Below are 15,715 nucleotides of genomic sequence, written 5' to 3'. Positions count from 1 at the left end.
AGCCCTATTCGAACAGCTTGGGAATGCCGGTGGCGAGTTCCTGGCCCAGGCTAAGCCCGGTCGGGATCATCTTGAGCGCCGCGGTCGTGCGCGCCATCCGGCCGGCGGCCAGGGTCTGCGCCGCATCGCCTTCCAGCCCGAGAGCCTTCAGCCGCTCATTCGACGCCGCCACGACGCGCGCACGGTCGTTGATGGTCTCGGCCTTGTCGTAGAGTGCGAACGAGGTCGGGGAGTCGAAGCCGACATTCTGCGCGGACCGGATCGCGCCGATCGTCTGCATCGTCTCGTTCAGCTCATCGCGATATTGCGCGTCGACCTGCTGAGCGCGGACCCGGCCGGCCTCGGCCGCCATCTTGAGCTTCATCGACTCGATCTGAGACGCAGTTTTCTTCTGGATGCCCTCAGCGTTGCTGGCGGCCATCTGCATGCCCTTGCCGGCGGCGCTCATGGCCAGCATGGCGATAGGGATTGCAACGCCCATTTCGATCCTCGCGCGGAATTCGTCTCGCGCGACCGTGCGCGTGGGCGAACGCCCATGCACCGCACATCGGGGCTAGAAGGTGACTTCGGTGTCCAGTTCCAGGATGGTGAGCGCGCCGGGCAGTTCCTGCTTGACGGACCAGCGCGGATCAAACGAGCGGCCCGTCTGCCGCGTGCGATAGGTGTCATCGCGCAGGGGCGGGGCTTCTTCCTCGTTCTCGCCGGCGCGCCAGAACGGCACGAGATAGCCGGCGACCTCGACCGCCTGCGAGCGCTGGACCGTCGCCGCAAGCTGCTTGATGCGCCGGCGGCGAATGCGCTGTTTCACCGAGCGCCCGCCCTCGATATGCGGGACGAACGGCTCGACCTCGACGGTGAAATTGAAGCCGCCGTTCATGCCGACCGTGTTGTTGACCGGAATCACGCCCGACAGGGAGCCATCGGCCTGGACCGTGTAGTTGCCCCGGAACCAGCCGTTGCGCTCGACGCTGAGCGTGGTGCCGGCGGCCCAATTGAACGTGTAGACGTCGCCGATCTCAAGCGGGTTGCCGATCGAGACCTCGAGCGCCACGCCCGGCGAGACCTCAAGCACGTCGGTTCCGGTCACGCCGGCCAGCGCCATGGAGCCGTCGAGGAGCAGATCATCCTCGAAGCGCTCGACGAAGCGCAGCACCCCGACGTCCGTCACATATTCGGCGGTCACGATCACGGCGTCTGTGCCGGCCGAGATCCATTTGATCGCGCCCAGCCCGTCCCACGGAACCCAGCCGATCCAGCCGCGCGTATTCGTGCCCTTCTGGTAGCGGCCGACCGCCAGCGTGCCGTCAGCGTTCGACGCGAAGACGTAGCGCTCCGGCGCCGACGCATCGGCCGCGCTGGTGGCGATGGCGAACGGCTGCCGGATCAGCTTCGAATGGTACTCGGACAGGTCTTCGACGACATAGGGCCGGGCAACCTGGCCGGTGCCGATGATCGCGAAGACGCGCGAGCGCGACGCGTTGATGAACACCAGGCCTTCGGTCGTGGGAACCGCTTTGATACCTGAGGCCGGATCGTCCGAGATCAGCTTGAAATCGATCGAGCCGGGGATCAGCGGGTTCGACGTCGAGACGGGCACATAGAACACGCCCTTGTCCGTGAAAACGAATTCGTCGGCGCCGCCCTGCACGTCGAGCACGAGGCAGTTTTCCGACACGAATTCGAAGATCGCATCTTCCTTCTCGGCGCCGACGAGGAAATCGTTCAGCGTCCCGGTCGACGACCAGCACACGGCCGAGCCTGCCTGAAGCAGCCGGCAGAAGATGATGCGCTGCACGTCCTTCGAAACGCAGCCCGGCCAGCCGCGGAAATCCGACATCAACGCTTCGTCCCACTGCGTGGACGCGACCGTTCCCACGAGCGTGTTCGTTGCGACCTTCATCCGCGAGCGCGGGCCCGCCACGGCCTCGTCGACCTCGAAGCCGCTCCAGTTCTTGTCGACGAGCACCACCACATCGAGGCCGACGATCGCCGAGACCTGGCCCTTTGCGCCGCTGGTGACGCCTTCGACCACGTCGCCGACCTGCAGGCCGTTCACGTTGTCGACGCCGATCGAGTAGACGGGCGGCAGTTCCTCGATCACGGTGGCCGTGCCGACCGATGGGCCGATAACGGCGTCGATCACCATCTGCCGGCCGGCATAGCGGAACACGCTGCCGACATGCGAGGCATTCAGCACAGGCGCCGAGAAGTTGATCGTCATCGTGCCGCTGCGAGCACTCGGCGTCATGGTGACGCCCGAGCCCAGGAAGAAATTATAGTACGGCTGGCGCACCGCGCCGCTCGGATCCAGCGAGAACGCGAACGGCGAATTGCTCCAGCCGCCCGTCAGCCGGTCATAGGTGAAGGTCTGCGGCCGCATGCCGTTGTGCGCGACGATGACGGTGCCGTTGCTCTCGACCCAGCGCAGTTCCGGCAACATCTCCTGCGTCCAGGGCATGCTGCCGAACTGCACGACGCTCGCAAGGTTCTTGCTGCGGAAGGTCATCGAGCCGGCTTCGATGTCCATGAACCATTCGACGCCGGCGGCCGGGCGGATCGTCTCGCCGATGCCCGAGGTCTGAAAGAGGACGCGCCGCCCGGGCCGACGGCGAACGCTGCGGCTGGCCAGGATGCGGACATTGCGCGCCGTGCGCAGTCCGGCCTTCATGATGTCGGTATCGTCGGCCCGCAGCGCGGTATCGTCGAGCTGACCGGCCGAGAAATCCCGCTGAGCAATGAGCTGCGCGTCCATCAGGGCGCCCAAATGGTGCGCGAGCCGCGGCCACGCCTACGATGGGCGGTGCGCGACCGGAACAGAGCGCGCGGTGGCTCCTGCCGATCCTGCGCCGATCGGACCTCATCGAGCAGGTTCCTCACGTCGGCGTCACGCTTGCGCGCGTTGTCGGTGTCTTCGTTCAGGCCCCGCAGCAGATAGGCCTCGACCTGCATGGTCGCGAGCTCGACGAAGAGCGGCGGCCACTGGCCCGGCTCCGGCGCGCGGACATACTTGACCGTCACCCCGGAATCGTACCGGCAGCACAGCTTTTGATCCATGATCTCATACTCGCCGAGCGGGTGGCCGTTGAGCCAGGCCGCCTCGACCAGCATGCAGTCATTCGGGAGCTGATAGGCCTTATCGAGCACCAAATGCGGCGACGAGGGCAGGAGCCCGGCCAGGGGCGCCGAGGTGTTCGCGAAATTCCAGGGATGGCTTGCGATGAGGAAGCTGATCGCGCGGCGATAGGCCGGGTCCGCATTCTCCCATTCGGTCGACCCGTCGTATTCGAAATTCACCGTGTTGTTGCCGGTGTTTCGAAGCGCATCGTTGATGATCGTCAGCCGGTCCATGCCGGGACCGTCGCCCGCGGCGCGCTGTCATGCACCGCACAGCGCAGTTCCAAAGGCGGCAAAATCGGATTAAGTGAGGCGCTCTCTTTTGAGGAACGCCCCTTGGTTTACCCCTACTCCGATGGATCGCCGCTGCACGAGATCGCAGCCGTACTCGTCCTGCTGGCCATTGCCGCCCTCTTGAGCCGCTTCGGGCTCGGTGGATACCTCGAAAAAGCGGCAGGCGGGTTGGCCCGCGGCCTTCGCCGGTCCGGCCTTTTCTCTGATCAAACCGGCCTCTCAGCCGAGGTGCACCGCCTCGATCTGCTCCGCGTCGTGATCGGGTGCCTGGCTCTCTGGCACTACGGCAGCGAGTTTTCAGCGGCAATGGCCGCTGGCAGCGTTTCCAACTCCATGTGGTTCGGAATAACTGCGGCCCTTAGCCTGTTCATGGCCATCGGATTTCTGACGCCACTGTCTTCAGTTGCGCTGCTGTTGTTGATCAACATAATCGTCGTCAATTACACCCTGAACATTTCAATCGGCTCACTCGCAATAGCGATGTGCACCATACCGATGGCGCTCTCACCGGCAGGTTATACCGTGTCGGTTGACGCAATGCTGTTTAAGCGCAGCCGGATTATTCGAGCCATCTACGCCGCATGGGGCGCCCCGACCGTCGACCGGATTCAGCTTGCAAGGTTCATGGCGCTGGCTGCGTTCTGGTCGATCAACATCTATTCCGCAGCCAAGCACCTATCCTCGCAGACCTGGCTCGACGGCCTCACCACCGGCACGATCCTTCTTTTTCCGATGATCAACCCAAAGTATTATCAATGGGCTGATGCGTTATATTATCAGTCTCCATTCCTATATGTGATGCTCTCTAAGTTTACGACTTACGGAATGCTCGTGTGGCAGTTTGCTCTCGTGCCGCTAGTGCTTGCATCGCGCTTTACACGCATTATCGCTATCTGTTGGGGAATGATATTTTTCGTATTTTCGGCGCACGTCTTGGCCATCAAAACGCTCGGCATCTACGAATACGTTCTATTTGCGATCGTATTCTGGTCCCGCTCATGGATCGACGATCCCGGCCGGCACAGCCTGATGATCTTCTTCGACGACAAATGCAATCTCTGCGATCGCACCGTGCGGACGCTGGCGCGGATCGACCTGTTTCACCGGCTCGAGTTTCGCCCGCTCTCGCAGAATGTCGCCTTGGCCAAGAGCTATGGCGTCTCCCAACAAGAGGCTCTGACGGACCTCGTCGGCATCTCGCCGGCTGGCCAGCGCTACGACGGATATCGGCTCTATCAGCGGATATCGGCGATCGTGCTCCTGGCCGTCCCGTTCTGGCCGCTGCTGGCCCTCGGTCGCGTCCTGCTGATTGGGCCGGCCCTCTACCGGTTCATCGCGGATCGCCGCACTCGCCTATTCGGGGTATGCCAGTTGGGCAGCCATCGCGCGCGTGTCGCGTGGGAACCGCCTCAGGGCTCAAACTCGCACATCATCTTCACGGCGTTCGGCGTTTGCTTCCTCGTCTTGTTCGGCGCCTATGCAGTGAGACTGCCGATCGTCGAGACCGCCTTCCCTGGCCCTGCGGCCGCGGCGACCTCATACTTCGGACGGGCGCCACTCGCCTTCGGGATGGGCCATATCGACGTGTTCAACGAGCACGATCTGCGACTCTACCGCAAACTCACGACCACCTTCTTCCTCGATGAGAAGAACCAGGTCACGCAATATCGGATGCCCTATAGCGAGTGGTTGGGCGGCAGGCTCACCGAAGATCTGAGAGCGATCAAGGAAGGGACGCTTTATTGCTCGACCCAGTGGGGCAAAACCATAGCGTCTGCTGTGGTAAGCACTACATCGGATCAGGATCCGGTTAGGGGCTGGAAGGTCCAGAGCACTTTCCAGGCGGCTGATCACCCATCTCACGATGACTTCCTGTCATACAGGTACGCCCCGATGGAGATGAAAACCACCTGCGTCACCTACACGCCCGTATCGAACCCCGAGTTGACGCAGGTCGACTATCCGCAGCCCAAGTTCACCGAACGCGCTTCGCGGTGATGATGCCGTTTGCCGACATGGTGTTGGTGGCGAAAGTTGACATGGCAACGAGATACTTCGTGGCGCCCGCCGACAGGTTCAGGCGGCGCCGGCCCTGCAGCACGGTTCCGTTCGCGCCCATTACGAAGCTGGTCGGATAGGACGAGGCGACAAACTCGCCGAGCGTCGTGTTCAGCGTGTTGTCGGTGTCCGACAGACATGCCTCGATGACCGAGACCGTCGTCGCAGCATTGGGTGCGAAATAGGTCAGCCACTCGACATCCCAGCAACCAGCGGTCAGGGCGAGCGAAGTGATCGTCTTCGGCGTTGGCGAGGTGAGGGAGACGCTTGTCGCCGAGGCGGTGAGGATCTCGCCGACCTTGCCCGTCGCCGCCACGCTGCCGTCGACCACGCCCGTATTCGGGAACGCCCCGAGCGTCGCGAGCGCGGTCGCCGCATCGGCGTCATCGAGCAGGCCCCGAATGAACGCGGACAGGTCCGTCGTGGTGAAGGTGTCGACCCCGGTCGCGTAGATGAGCTTGTTCGCCGCGGTCGTGAGAGCCGCAAGCGCGGTGAGCGTCGCATCCGAGGCCTGCTTGCCGCCGACGAGCGTATAGAGCTCCTCGAACATCTGATCCACCTTGCGGATCAGCGTATCGAACGACTCGGTTTTGCCGGCGTCGTCATCGCCAGGCCGGTCATAGTTCAATATCAGCTTGGCCATGCTGTGCGCTCCATTTCGCAGCACAGTCAGTTGCCGAGAGCCTTTGCGCACCGCACATGCAAAAGGGCCGGGCTTTCGCCCGACCCTCTGTCAGCCCCCGCCGAACCGTCAGGTATTCGGGGAAGTCGTCGCGTGCCCGCTGCCGAGCTCGGTCGCCTTGGCTTCCGCCGCTTCCTTGTCGAAGCCACCATCCACGATGGTGTCGTTCGCCGTGTCGATGACGTTGTATTTGCCGCCGCCGATGTGCTCGACCTTGTAGCGCGGCTGGCCCGGCCCGGCGTTCGGGTCGCGATCCGCCTTCTTCGCGCGGGGATCGTCATAGGAGTAGCGCTTCGGATCGTTCAGCATCGCCTCTTTGGCGTCGACGGTTTCGAGATCGTGCTCGACGATCTTGCCGCCCTTGTCCGTCTTCTCGTAAATCTTGACCTTGGCCATCGCCGCGGCTCCTCAATGCGTGGCCGACCGCGTTAGCGGCCGGCGTCGTTGGACAGGAAGGCGGTATAGTTGATCGACGGCGTGGTGCTGCTGCCGGCGATGAACGTATAGGCGCGGATGTAGCGATAGACCGTATCGGCCTGCTCGTTCGTCACACCGATCTCGTACTGGCCGGGCACCGAGTCCTGCGCGCCGCCGTCGCGCACCTCGGTCGCGCCCAGGTTGAGCATGGCGAGGTTCTCGATGCCGGAGGCGAAGCTCGACGAGTTCGAGCCCTGAATGATGATGTTGTATTCCTCATCATTCGAGACGATGTCGATCGCGCTCACGTTGACGACGACCGTGCCGTCGAAGCGGCCGGCGCCCATATCCAGGATCTTGGCCTGTCCGCCGACCTGAGCGGCAGCAGACGAGGTGATCGCGCCAGCATCCTTGAGCTGGAGCAGCGCGTCGAAAGTATAACCACGAGCGCCCATTGCCGCTCTCCTCTGGTTGCCGTTGCAGGGGCCGGGCGCCGAAGCGCCCAGCCGTGTTCGTTACGCGACGATCGTCGCGTTCGTGATCGAGGACAGCCGGGTCAGGCTGTACTTGTGCTCGTCGACGAGGCCGACATCCCAGGACAAGTGAGTCCGATAGGTGATGCCGTTCTCGAGGAGGCCCATGTCCTTGAAGGCCATCGGGCGAAGCTGGATGCCCTTGAGGCCGCCGTCGCGGAACGAGACGACGTAGATCGACGTGGTGACGGGCGAGCCGCCACCGGAAGCGACCTCGTTGAACGGCAGCATCGCCGAGTGGTCATCCTTCTGGTAGCCCCACAGGATGGGGAGGCCAGCGTAGGACATCTTCGGCTTGCCGATCTCGTCCCAGGTCTGCAGCACGAAGCCGGTGAGCGACTGCGTGCGGGCGGCCTGAATGAAGAGCGGCATCGTCGCGAAGTCGGCGATGATGTGCGTCGGCGAATTCGTGTTCGCGATGGCCTGGTCCAGCTTCAGCAGCGAGAGCGGGCCGCCGCCGGAGGCCGCGTTGTTCACGATGGTCCGGCTGAACAGGCGCGAGCGGCGCTGAAGGCCATCGAACACGCGCGGGTTGCTCGTGTTGTCGCCCTTCAGGAACGTGTCGATCCAGAGCCGGCCGGCAGCCGCCATGGCCATGGTCTCTTCGCGGGCGCGGCGCGTCTCGCCGTAGCGATCGACGATCGCGCGATCCACGTCGAGATCGTGGTCGACGATGTAGCTCGACTCCTGGAAGGGCGACAGAACGCCGGTTCCGCTGGTCGACGGCTCATTGATGCCGCGGAAGCCGACCGTGGGAAGCGCCGCCTGGCGGAAGCCTTCATAGACCGCGCCGGTGAGCCCGTCGAACGGAATGGCCGACATCACGTCCGAGGACGTGGCGAACATCTCGATGAGGGGGCGCTCCGGCGAGTCCGTGCCCAGGCCCTTGGCGTATTCAACAAGCGTCTTCATGGATTAACCCCCTATCGCCCGCCGGACGCGCTTTTGCGCGCGGCAACCAGTCGTTCCGCGGGCGACATCGCCGCGTATTCTTCTTCGGATGGGCTGGCCTTGCCGCCATCGCGACCGCCCTGCGTGAAGCTCGGCATGTTTCCGCCGCTGGCGACGCGCATCAGCTTTTCCATCGCTTCGACGCCCGGCTTCAGCATCAGCACAGTGTCGAAGATGACCGGAGCGTCGGCGCCGAGCTTGGCGGCGAGGAACGTCTTGACGGCGTTCTGCCGCTCGGCAGCCTTCGGGCCCATCGCTTCAAAGTGGCGCTGCTGCGCCGCCTGAATTTCCTTGGCCTCGGCGATCTTCTGCTGCGCATACATGCCGACGAGGCCCTCGAAGCCGGCCTGATCCAGGCCGAGCTTGTGAGCGACCTCCCGGCCGAAGCCGAACATCGGATCGTCCTTGTCGAGCTCGAAGCTCTCGCCATCGGCGAACTTGAGATCGGCCGGCAGTTTCAGCTCGTAACCGTCCGCCTTCTCGGGGACGGCGGCGCGCTTCGATTCCTCGCCCGCCTTGAAGGCGGTCAGGTCGTCGAAAGCGGCTTTGAGATCGGCGCCCTTGACCTCGCCCTTCTCGGCGTCCCAAAACTGCTCGCCGAGCCAATCGGGCCGCTGAGCCGCCGCCGGCGGATCGCCCGCAGGCGGCGCGGCCGGGGGAGCAGGCGGGTCACCGGCCGGTGGCGCGGGAGGCGCAGCCGGCGGCGGATCGGGGGCGAAGCAGATGCGCGGCCCGAGACCGGCCGCGATGCGCGCGATGCTACCGCTCGGGGACACGCCGGGCAGCGCCGCGGACGCGCGGCTGTGCAGGGGCGTCTCGGCCGGCTCGCCGAAGGGCGAGGTCTGCGGTTGCGTCACGGCGTTCTTGATCAGCATCTTCGGTTCCCGGCGCGAAGCCCAAAATCGTTGACGCCAACCTGCGTTGCCCCTCGTGGTCGTGCACCGCACAGGCCGGATAGCCCTCCGGTGTGAGCTCCAACTGCTTGCGCCGGAGCCATAAAAGGACGCGCGCGCCGTCACCCGGAACGGCGCGATCCGAGAGCACGCGCTCCCACGCCTTGACCATTTCCTCGTCGATCGTCATGCGGTCGGAACTCCCGGCGCAGGCCCGGCCGGACCGCCACCAGCATCACCGCCACCGCCGGCGAGCAGCGGGCCGAACTGCTGGATCGCCTGCTTGAGCTGCTCAGGATCACGCTGGACCACGATCTTGTCGCGCAGCTTCTTCTTGATGTTGCCCACGGTCGCCGAGCCGTCGATCTCGACCTGCATCGTCTCCGGGAAGTAGTTGCGCGCCGCCTCGAGGACGCGCAGAGCGATCTGCACCTCCTGAAACTCCTGCGCCTGCTCGGTCGGATCGTAGGGCGTGAGCGCCACGGTCTTGCCGTCGACCTTGATGTCCTCGATCACGCCGCGGGCGGCGAGCAGGAACTTGAAGCGCTTGAAAATCTCGGCCGGCACTTCCTTGAAGAAGATCTTGCCGGGCGTGCCGATGCGGCGCTTTGCACGCTGCATCTCGTCGAGCCATTGCTCGGCGGTCGGCGGCGTCTTGCCGATCTGCTCGGGGTAATCGGCGAAGAACAGCTTGCGGATGCCCTGTTCGATCCGCTGCGTCTCGAACTCGGCGAACGACACGTTCCCCTCGAACGACAGCTTCTCGACCGGCACGTGCTGCCAGGGCCGGGCCTTGTAGCCCATGCCGGGCTCGATGCCGGTCTCGAAATTCATCACGCCGTCGTCGGCATAGATGAACGGCGGATGGATCTGGAAATCGGCGTTCTCGATCTTAAGCGCCTCGGTTTCGTCGAGCCGGCGCAGATCGGGAAGAGCCTGCAGGGCCGGGCCCTGGCCGAACGAGAAGATCGTATCCGGGTTGAACCGGCCGACGATGAGCGGGCAGGAGCCTTCACCGCGCAGCTCTGCATCCGCGACGACCTTCTCGCCGACGCGGATCACGGCCTGCCAATAGACGTCCGAGTCCTTGTCCCACAGGCGCCACCAGCCCCACGACAGGATGCACCGCTCGCCGGGCTTGTCCTTGATCTTCTTCTCGATATCGGCGGGCAGGTCGACCCCGCGCAGGAGCGCCGGCAGATGCCGATATCGCGTGTGGCGCACGATGAACCGATCGTCGATCTCGCCATATGGGCCGATGTTGACCTCGATCTCCCGCAGCGGCACCGCCTGATTGACGATCGGCTCGGACGGCCGGAGATCGTCGATCCAGAGCCCGACCGTGCCGAGCGCCAGGTCCGGCATGTAGGCCAGCGACAGCGCCGCATACAGGTTCGACGCCTTCATGGCCTCCATGATGACGGTCGTCTGCTCGGCGATCTGAGTTTCCAGAGCCCCGCGCTGCTCTTCGTCTTCGATGTCGATGCCGGCCTTCTGCTGCGCCCACTCGATCACCTCCGGCGTGAAGGTGTTCAGCATCTCGGTGGCGAAGTCCTGCGCGAGCTGCATGCCGAGCGAGATTTGCAGCTCCGACATATCCGTCTCGCGCCCGCGATCGGTCGGGCTCGTCGTCGACGTCACATCGCGGCAGCGCTGCGGCGCGGTGAAGAAGTAGCCCTCGCGCAGGTCGGTATCGACAAGCGACTTCTGGCGGCGGCAGTCCGCCAGGCGCTGCGCAGCTTCCTTCTCGAGCTTGGTTTTCTCGCCGGCCATCGATCAGCGCACCGCGACGGGCATGCGGACACCGCCGCCGGCCAGCATCGACTTGGCGCCGAAGACGCGCAGAAGCCGGTTCGTGTCCCGGGCGAGTCCATCCTGCATGGCCGAGGCCTGCTGTGCATCCGCGAGGGATTTCTGCTTGTCGAGCTCGGCCTGCTGTTCGATCTGCGTCGCCATCGCCTGCCGGCGCTGCGAAGTGCCGCTCTGTGACATGCCCATGCAGATATCTCCTCGGATACCGCGCACTCTGGCCACCGCAGGCGAGCGGCCGCACCGCACATCAAACGCCGAGCGGCTCGTCATCCCATTCGCAGATGGAGCCGCCCGCCTTCATGCAGGCCGCATAGAGCGCATCGGGCCGCAGCACCGTGCTCGTCAGCCCGACGAGGTGCGACATGGCCGGCACGCACCAGAAGCCCAGCCGGAACCAGGGCGAGCGCTCGCCCGCCGGCGGCATGACGACCATGATCGCGTCGCGGCGCAGCTCCGCTATACACTGCTGCGCGCCGGGGCAGTCCGGCATGACCGATACATGCGTGCGCCCGAGGTTGACGTTGTAGTGGATCCAGCACCGCTGATCCGGCAGCCAGCCGATCGCCGACACATGCTTGAACCGGCCCATCGCGATCCAGTCGAGCCAGCGCTGCCGCGCCTTCGTCTCGAATACCAGGAACCACATTTCCGGCTCGACGCCGATGCGATCGGTGTTGCCCTCTGCCATGCTCGCACGCGCCGCAGCGAGCGGCGTCCCTTGTAGACCTGAACCGGAGCGGTCGACGTCGCGCCCGGCCGGGACCGGCCGGTCATCGCCCCGCCTTCGCCGCCGCCGAGCATCAGGTACTGCAGCGCGTCGGCGACGTCCGAATAGCCGTTCGCGTCCTTGTTCGGCTCGACCTTCTGGAAATCGCCCTTCTTGAAGTGGTAGCCGCCGGCCATCGCCATCTTCAGGCGTCGCGCGTTGGGCGACATGAGGAACCGCGGCATGCCGTCTCGCATCCCGTTCAGCACGAACTCGACCGCGTCGAGGCGCGTCTTGATGCTGTTCGACGGAACCGGCGCCGGCACGACGCGCAGCCCGTGGTCGCGGAACACGTCATAGGCCGTCGACTCGTCGGACTGGACCTTGTCGGCGCCCTTCGGATCGCCGTGCAGCTTCAGCCGGCCAAGCCGTATCGCCGACTCGAAATCGCGCATGTCGCCGCCATCCAGCAGGCCAGGGCAGTTTTCGATGATCCACCGGCCGACGCGCGGCGCGAACACCGTCGCGCCCTGATCGGTGCCGTAGAGCTCGCCGATGATCTGCCACCGATCGTTGATGAGCTGACCGAAGACCGCCGCCGGGCGCCGGCCGAAGTCGAGCCCGACATGCAGCGGCCAGTTCGGGTTATACCGCAGCGGCACCTTCGCGACGTGGGTCTCCTCGACGAACATCGGGAACACGGGCGTGCCGTTAATCGGCGCCGTGATCCGGTTCATGATGCGCGAGTCGATCCAGCGCTTCGTCTTGCCCTTGATCGTTTCGAGATAGAGCGCCTTACCGTTGATGCGCGGGATCCAGCGCAGGTTTTCCGCCTTCGGGTTCAGCTTGTAGCTGTCGACCGTCTTGCCGTCCGGCCCGAACACCTCAAGCAGCCCGGTCGGCTGCACGAAATAATCCCAGCCTTTCGGCCACTGATACTGCCGACGATCATCTTCCGACATGTCGTCAGGCAGCGGCACCTCGCCGGTCATCATGACGACCCAATTGTCCTCCGAGGGCGCGTTCATGTCGCCGAATATGCCGGACCACGTCGGGCCGCCGTCCTTGACCGCCGGATAATAGCCTGCGCGCGACTCGGCCTCGTCGAAAAGCTCCTTCGGGATGTACTCCAGTTCGTTGAACCAGATGCCCGTCCATTCCGTCGAACGCAGCTTCGAAACGTCCTCGGGCTTGTCGAGCGCGATGAACACGACCTCGCAATGGACATCGCCCTTGCGCATCGTGTGCACCATAGGCTTCGACCAGATGAACCGGCCGAACTGATTTTCCGGAAACCACGCCAGCCAGGTCTTGACCGTCGACTGCTGCAAATCGGGATAGGTGTTGCGCACCACCGCCCAGCGCGTGCGCCGCGCCCCGTCCGGCCCAGGCGCCTGCTCGCAGGCCCGCCGCCAGATTTCCATGCAGCACATCGACGAAGTGCCCGAGCGGATCGGGCCGCGGATGATCCGCACCCGCGCGTCGGAGCGCATGAAATCGCCGAGCGTCACGCCGTCCGGCTCATAGGCTACTCGCCCGTGCTCGTCACGCTCGATCGTCGGCGGAAGCGGCAGGGCTTCGTCTTCGGCGGCCTGTTCCTCGAGCATCAGCCGGAAACCTCGATATAGCCGACGAGCAGCGGATCAAGCGGCCAGTACCATGTCGATCCGTCGTCCTCGCAGAACAGGAAAATTGAGCCCGACGGCACCCCGAGCCCAGGTTGATAGGGCTCAGCGCCAAGCCAGGCCGCCAGATCGGCCGAGCATTTGAGCGTCACGAACACGCCGCATCCCCACCAGGCGCCGGCGCGGGCGGCTTCGGCCGCGGGAACGCGATCACGTTCGACGGCCAGCTCGACCCGTTACCCACGATCCGCCCCCACGTTCTTCTTCTCGCTCTCCGGCTCAACCGGCGGCACGAACGGCGCTGGCCATTCCCTCTTCGCCGCCTCTGCCGCCCGAATCCGCTGCATCCGCTCTTCCCACGCATCCGCCTCGCGCTTGCGCCGGATCATCTCAGTTGACGTTGGCATTCCGCACCTCCCGGAACCGATGCGCGAACGTCACCTGGTCCCACACCGAGAACCGACCGTTCACGTCTCGCACCACCCAATCGCCGGCCTCCACCACATCCACGCCCAGCATCAGCCGACCGGCCAGCCCCGAACCCATCGCCAGCGACCCGAGCCCGTACCAGCGCGCGATATCCGGCCCGTTCCCGACGAACCGCATCGCCTCGACCTCGCGGCCTGCGTGGATGTAGCGGCGCGCTGTCATCCCCGGCGCCATCCCTTGGTTGGGTGCAGAACCCACAGGCGGCCGCGCCAATCGCGCATCTGCGCAACCGGCTTCCAACGCCGACCCGGCGGGCGAAACACGTACTGGAAGATCCGGGCATCATCGCCCGTAATGCGCTCGTCCATCACAGCCCCCGATCGTTCTGCACCGGAAAATCAGAAGAACCGGACCCAGCCAAGCGCGAGCCCGACGTTGAAAAACGCCCCGCTCAACAGCGTCCAGATGAATGCCGCGATGAAGACCGAAGCCTTCCAGCCGTCGAGACGAACCTTCATCGCCAAACCTCCCGAATATTCGACAGCCCAAAAATCTGGACAGACCCCGCATGTTTCAGGGGGAAATTGCGTGCGTGGAGGAGGACGTGGACCATGGCGCCCCGATTTTCCCTCCCCCGGGCCTCGTGCATGCGCTCGCGGAAATGAGGGGGTGGCCCTCGGAACGCGCTCTCGCTCGCGCGGCCTTGTGCACTGCGGTATGAGCCCGATCCGAGCGTGTTACCCTTCAACATCGGTAACATCCTCGTGGTTTATCAAGGGCTTATCGCTCTCAGCACTGCGATTTGTGATCGCACGAGGGCCCTCACCAGGCGGTGGAAGCCTCACCACATAGCCCGCGATGACGTTGTTGCTGCCGTTGATGGTGATGCTGGCCTGCCTGTCGTCACCGTCGAGCTGCCTCGCAGCCTCAAGCGCGACCTTCGCGAGCGCCGCAGGCGCGTCAGCCTCCATACCTCGATCGCGGAGCGTCCGGCGCAGCCGAATGTTGCGGGCTCGTTCGCTCTCCGAAACCACCTCCATCTGCCTGAAGTAGTGCCTTCGGATAGCTGGATCGGACATGATCATGCGAGCGCGCTTGAGGCGCAGGCCGGCGGTCTTGGCGGCATCGTCGAACTTCTCGCCAGCAACGATGAGCTCGATGAACTGCTGTACGCGAGGCAGCCTGAGGATCGTCCTGCTCTGGTCAGCCTTCGCCTGAGTGGGTTCCATTCTCTGCGCTCGCTATGCTCGCTGGCGCGCTTCGCGCTTATCGAGAAGAAGAACGCGTGCGGGCGAGGCTGTGGGCGCGAGGAAGATGGATCAGGTGGTGATTGGCGGCACCGCACAAGGCTGATTGCGCCCCTCGCACGCGCGCGCGGCGCGGACACGCTACGGCCGAAAGCTGTTGCGTGTCAGGTGGTTAGCTGGCTTGGGCTATCGTCGTTGGTGCGCCTTGATGGGCGTATGGGGGTGGTGACGGGACGCCAATGTGCGGTGCTTGACACGAAAACGCACTGTTACAGATGTAACGCAATGTCGAGACGTCGCGATGAACGGAACGAGCTGATGCGGCGCTATGTGCTGAGGCAGATCAAGGCCGGGCAGCTGAGCGTGACGGGCGCTGCGTTCGTCGCCGAGGTGTCGAAGATGACGGTGTCGCGATGGTGCGCTCAGGCGGGCATAGATCCTGCTGCTGCTGAGCACCGGCGCTGGATCGAATTGCGAGAGCGGGCGCAGCGCCTGGCTGATGGGCTGGGCATTCGAGACGAGGCCACGCCCGAGGCTGGGCCACACACCGGCCCGTCAAAGGCCACGCTGCAGCGTCAGGCAGACCATGCGAACCGCGAGTGGGCTAAGCGTCCCGCTGCCCAGGCAGAGGCTTCGTGTCCGGCCGATACGCTGGAATGACGCGCTTCATGCGCTCGAACTCACGAAATGAGCGCAGGCTCTCGGCGGCGAGGTCGTCGCGCTCCTGGATGAGCCGTTGCTCGCGCGCGTAATCGTCCGCATAGCGATTCACGCCCATCGCGATGAGGGCGACGACGCCGAGACAGACAACGATGGCGACGATTGCGCGCATGGCCGCGGATAATGCGCGCGGTCGCGGCGCTCGTCAAACTGCGAGGACGGGTAGCGACCGCCTCTTGCCGGGGATGAGGGAGTTGAACCCCGCTGATTGCGTCAGCGCCGCCCAATCGCGGC

Annotated in this window: 18 protein-coding genes; 2 read left to right on the top strand and 16 right to left on the bottom strand. The window is 64.7% G+C overall.

Annotated elements, in window-relative coordinates; genetic code table 11:
- Positions 1-4 precede the first annotated feature (4 nt).
- The 3 genes from EV560_RS19375 to EV560_RS35830 form a co-directional block, all read right to left on the bottom strand.
- Positions 5-481, bottom strand: a complete 477-nt coding sequence (locus EV560_RS19375; protein WP_131857442.1) for a hypothetical protein — start codon at positions 479-481, stop codon at positions 5-7.
- Between the two features lie 72 nt (positions 482-553).
- Positions 554-2,752 (bottom strand): phage tail protein, encoded by a 2,199-nt coding sequence (locus tag EV560_RS19370; RefSeq protein WP_131857441.1) that lies wholly within the window; start codon positions 2,750-2,752, stop codon positions 554-556.
- A complete protein-coding gene (locus tag EV560_RS35830) occupies positions 2,752-3,348 on the bottom strand; it encodes a phage connector family protein (protein WP_165923543.1) in 597 nt (198 codons plus the stop codon). The genes EV560_RS19370 and EV560_RS35830 overlap by 1 nt, the downstream gene beginning before the upstream one ends.
- Positions 3,349-3,450: 102 nt before the next feature.
- Here EV560_RS35830 and EV560_RS19365 point away from each other — a divergent pair, with 102 nt between their 5' ends.
- Positions 3,451-5,406: a DCC1-like thiol-disulfide oxidoreductase family protein gene (locus EV560_RS19365; RefSeq protein WP_165923542.1), complete on the top strand. Its 1,956-nt coding sequence runs from the start codon at positions 3,451-3,453 to the stop codon at positions 5,404-5,406.
- On the opposite strand, the gene EV560_RS36080 is transcribed toward EV560_RS19365, so the two are convergent.
- From EV560_RS36080 to EV560_RS19310, 12 genes are all read right to left on the bottom strand, one after another.
- The gene (locus tag EV560_RS36080) at positions 5,384-6,160 is read right to left on the bottom strand and encodes a hypothetical protein (RefSeq protein ID WP_207908070.1); all 777 of its coding nucleotides are present in this window, start codon (positions 6,158-6,160) and stop codon (positions 5,384-5,386) included. The two genes, EV560_RS19365 and EV560_RS36080, sit on opposite strands and share 23 nt — an antisense overlap.
- Positions 6,161-6,217: 57 nt before the next feature.
- On the bottom strand, positions 6,218-6,544 hold the full coding sequence (locus EV560_RS19355; protein ID WP_131857439.1) for a hypothetical protein: 327 nt from the start codon (positions 6,542-6,544) through the stop codon (positions 6,218-6,220).
- Positions 6,545-6,576: 32 nt separating this feature from the next.
- Positions 6,577-7,020, bottom strand: coding sequence for a hypothetical protein (locus tag EV560_RS19350; protein WP_131857438.1), 444 nt, complete (start codon positions 7,018-7,020; stop codon positions 6,577-6,579).
- A gap of 60 nt (positions 7,021-7,080) precedes the next feature.
- Positions 7,081-8,010: a major capsid protein gene (locus EV560_RS19345; RefSeq protein WP_131857437.1), complete on the bottom strand. Its 930-nt coding sequence runs from the start codon at positions 8,008-8,010 to the stop codon at positions 7,081-7,083.
- 11 nt (positions 8,011-8,021) lie between these two features.
- Positions 8,022-9,068: a hypothetical protein gene (locus EV560_RS19340; RefSeq protein ID WP_131857436.1), complete on the bottom strand. Its 1,047-nt coding sequence runs from the start codon at positions 9,066-9,068 to the stop codon at positions 8,022-8,024.
- Positions 9,069-9,128: 60 nt separating this feature from the next.
- Positions 9,129-10,715, bottom strand: a complete 1,587-nt coding sequence (locus tag EV560_RS19335) for a portal protein (RefSeq protein ID WP_131857435.1) — start codon at positions 10,713-10,715, stop codon at positions 9,129-9,131.
- A 3-nt stretch (positions 10,716-10,718) separates the two neighbouring features.
- Positions 10,719-10,940 carry a hypothetical protein gene (locus EV560_RS19330; RefSeq protein WP_131857434.1) on the bottom strand — a complete coding sequence of 74 codons (222 nt, stop codon included), beginning with the start codon at positions 10,938-10,940 and terminating at the stop codon, positions 10,719-10,721.
- A 61-nt stretch (positions 10,941-11,001) separates the two neighbouring features.
- Positions 11,002-11,187, bottom strand: a complete 186-nt coding sequence (locus EV560_RS19325; RefSeq protein ID WP_165923541.1) for a hypothetical protein — start codon at positions 11,185-11,187, stop codon at positions 11,002-11,004.
- 23 nt (positions 11,188-11,210) lie between these two features.
- Positions 11,211-13,067, bottom strand: coding sequence for a hypothetical protein (locus EV560_RS19320; RefSeq protein ID WP_207908069.1), 1,857 nt, complete (start codon positions 13,065-13,067; stop codon positions 11,211-11,213).
- Entirely contained in the window at positions 13,067-13,243 is a 177-nt protein-coding gene (locus tag EV560_RS35825) for a hypothetical protein (RefSeq protein ID WP_165923540.1), read from the bottom strand. Before EV560_RS35825 ends, EV560_RS19320 begins: the two co-directional genes overlap by 1 nt.
- A gap of 232 nt (positions 13,244-13,475) precedes the next feature.
- Positions 13,476-13,736 (bottom strand): hypothetical protein, encoded by a 261-nt coding sequence (locus EV560_RS19315; RefSeq protein ID WP_131857432.1) that lies wholly within the window; start codon positions 13,734-13,736, stop codon positions 13,476-13,478.
- Between the two features lie 515 nt (positions 13,737-14,251).
- Positions 14,252-14,743 (bottom strand): hypothetical protein, encoded by a 492-nt coding sequence (locus EV560_RS19310; RefSeq protein ID WP_131857431.1) that lies wholly within the window; start codon positions 14,741-14,743, stop codon positions 14,252-14,254.
- 336 nt (positions 14,744-15,079) lie between these two features.
- Here EV560_RS19310 and EV560_RS19305 point away from each other — a divergent pair, with 336 nt between their 5' ends.
- On the top strand, positions 15,080-15,421 hold the full coding sequence (locus EV560_RS19305) for a hypothetical protein (protein WP_131857430.1): 342 nt from the start codon (positions 15,080-15,082) through the stop codon (positions 15,419-15,421).
- Here EV560_RS19305 and EV560_RS19300 read toward each other — a convergent pair.
- A complete protein-coding gene (locus EV560_RS19300) occupies positions 15,366-15,593 on the bottom strand; it encodes a hypothetical protein (RefSeq protein ID WP_131857429.1) in 228 nt (75 codons plus the stop codon). The two genes, EV560_RS19305 and EV560_RS19300, sit on opposite strands and share 56 nt — an antisense overlap.
- Positions 15,594-15,715 lie beyond the last annotated feature (122 nt).

This window comes from Allobosea sp. BK604, assembly GCF_004341515.1.
Taxonomy (GTDB): domain Bacteria; phylum Pseudomonadota; class Alphaproteobacteria; order Rhizobiales; family Beijerinckiaceae; genus Allobosea.
Note: the sequence above shows the minus strand (reverse complement) of the source record. Positions and strands in the feature narration are given on the sequence as shown.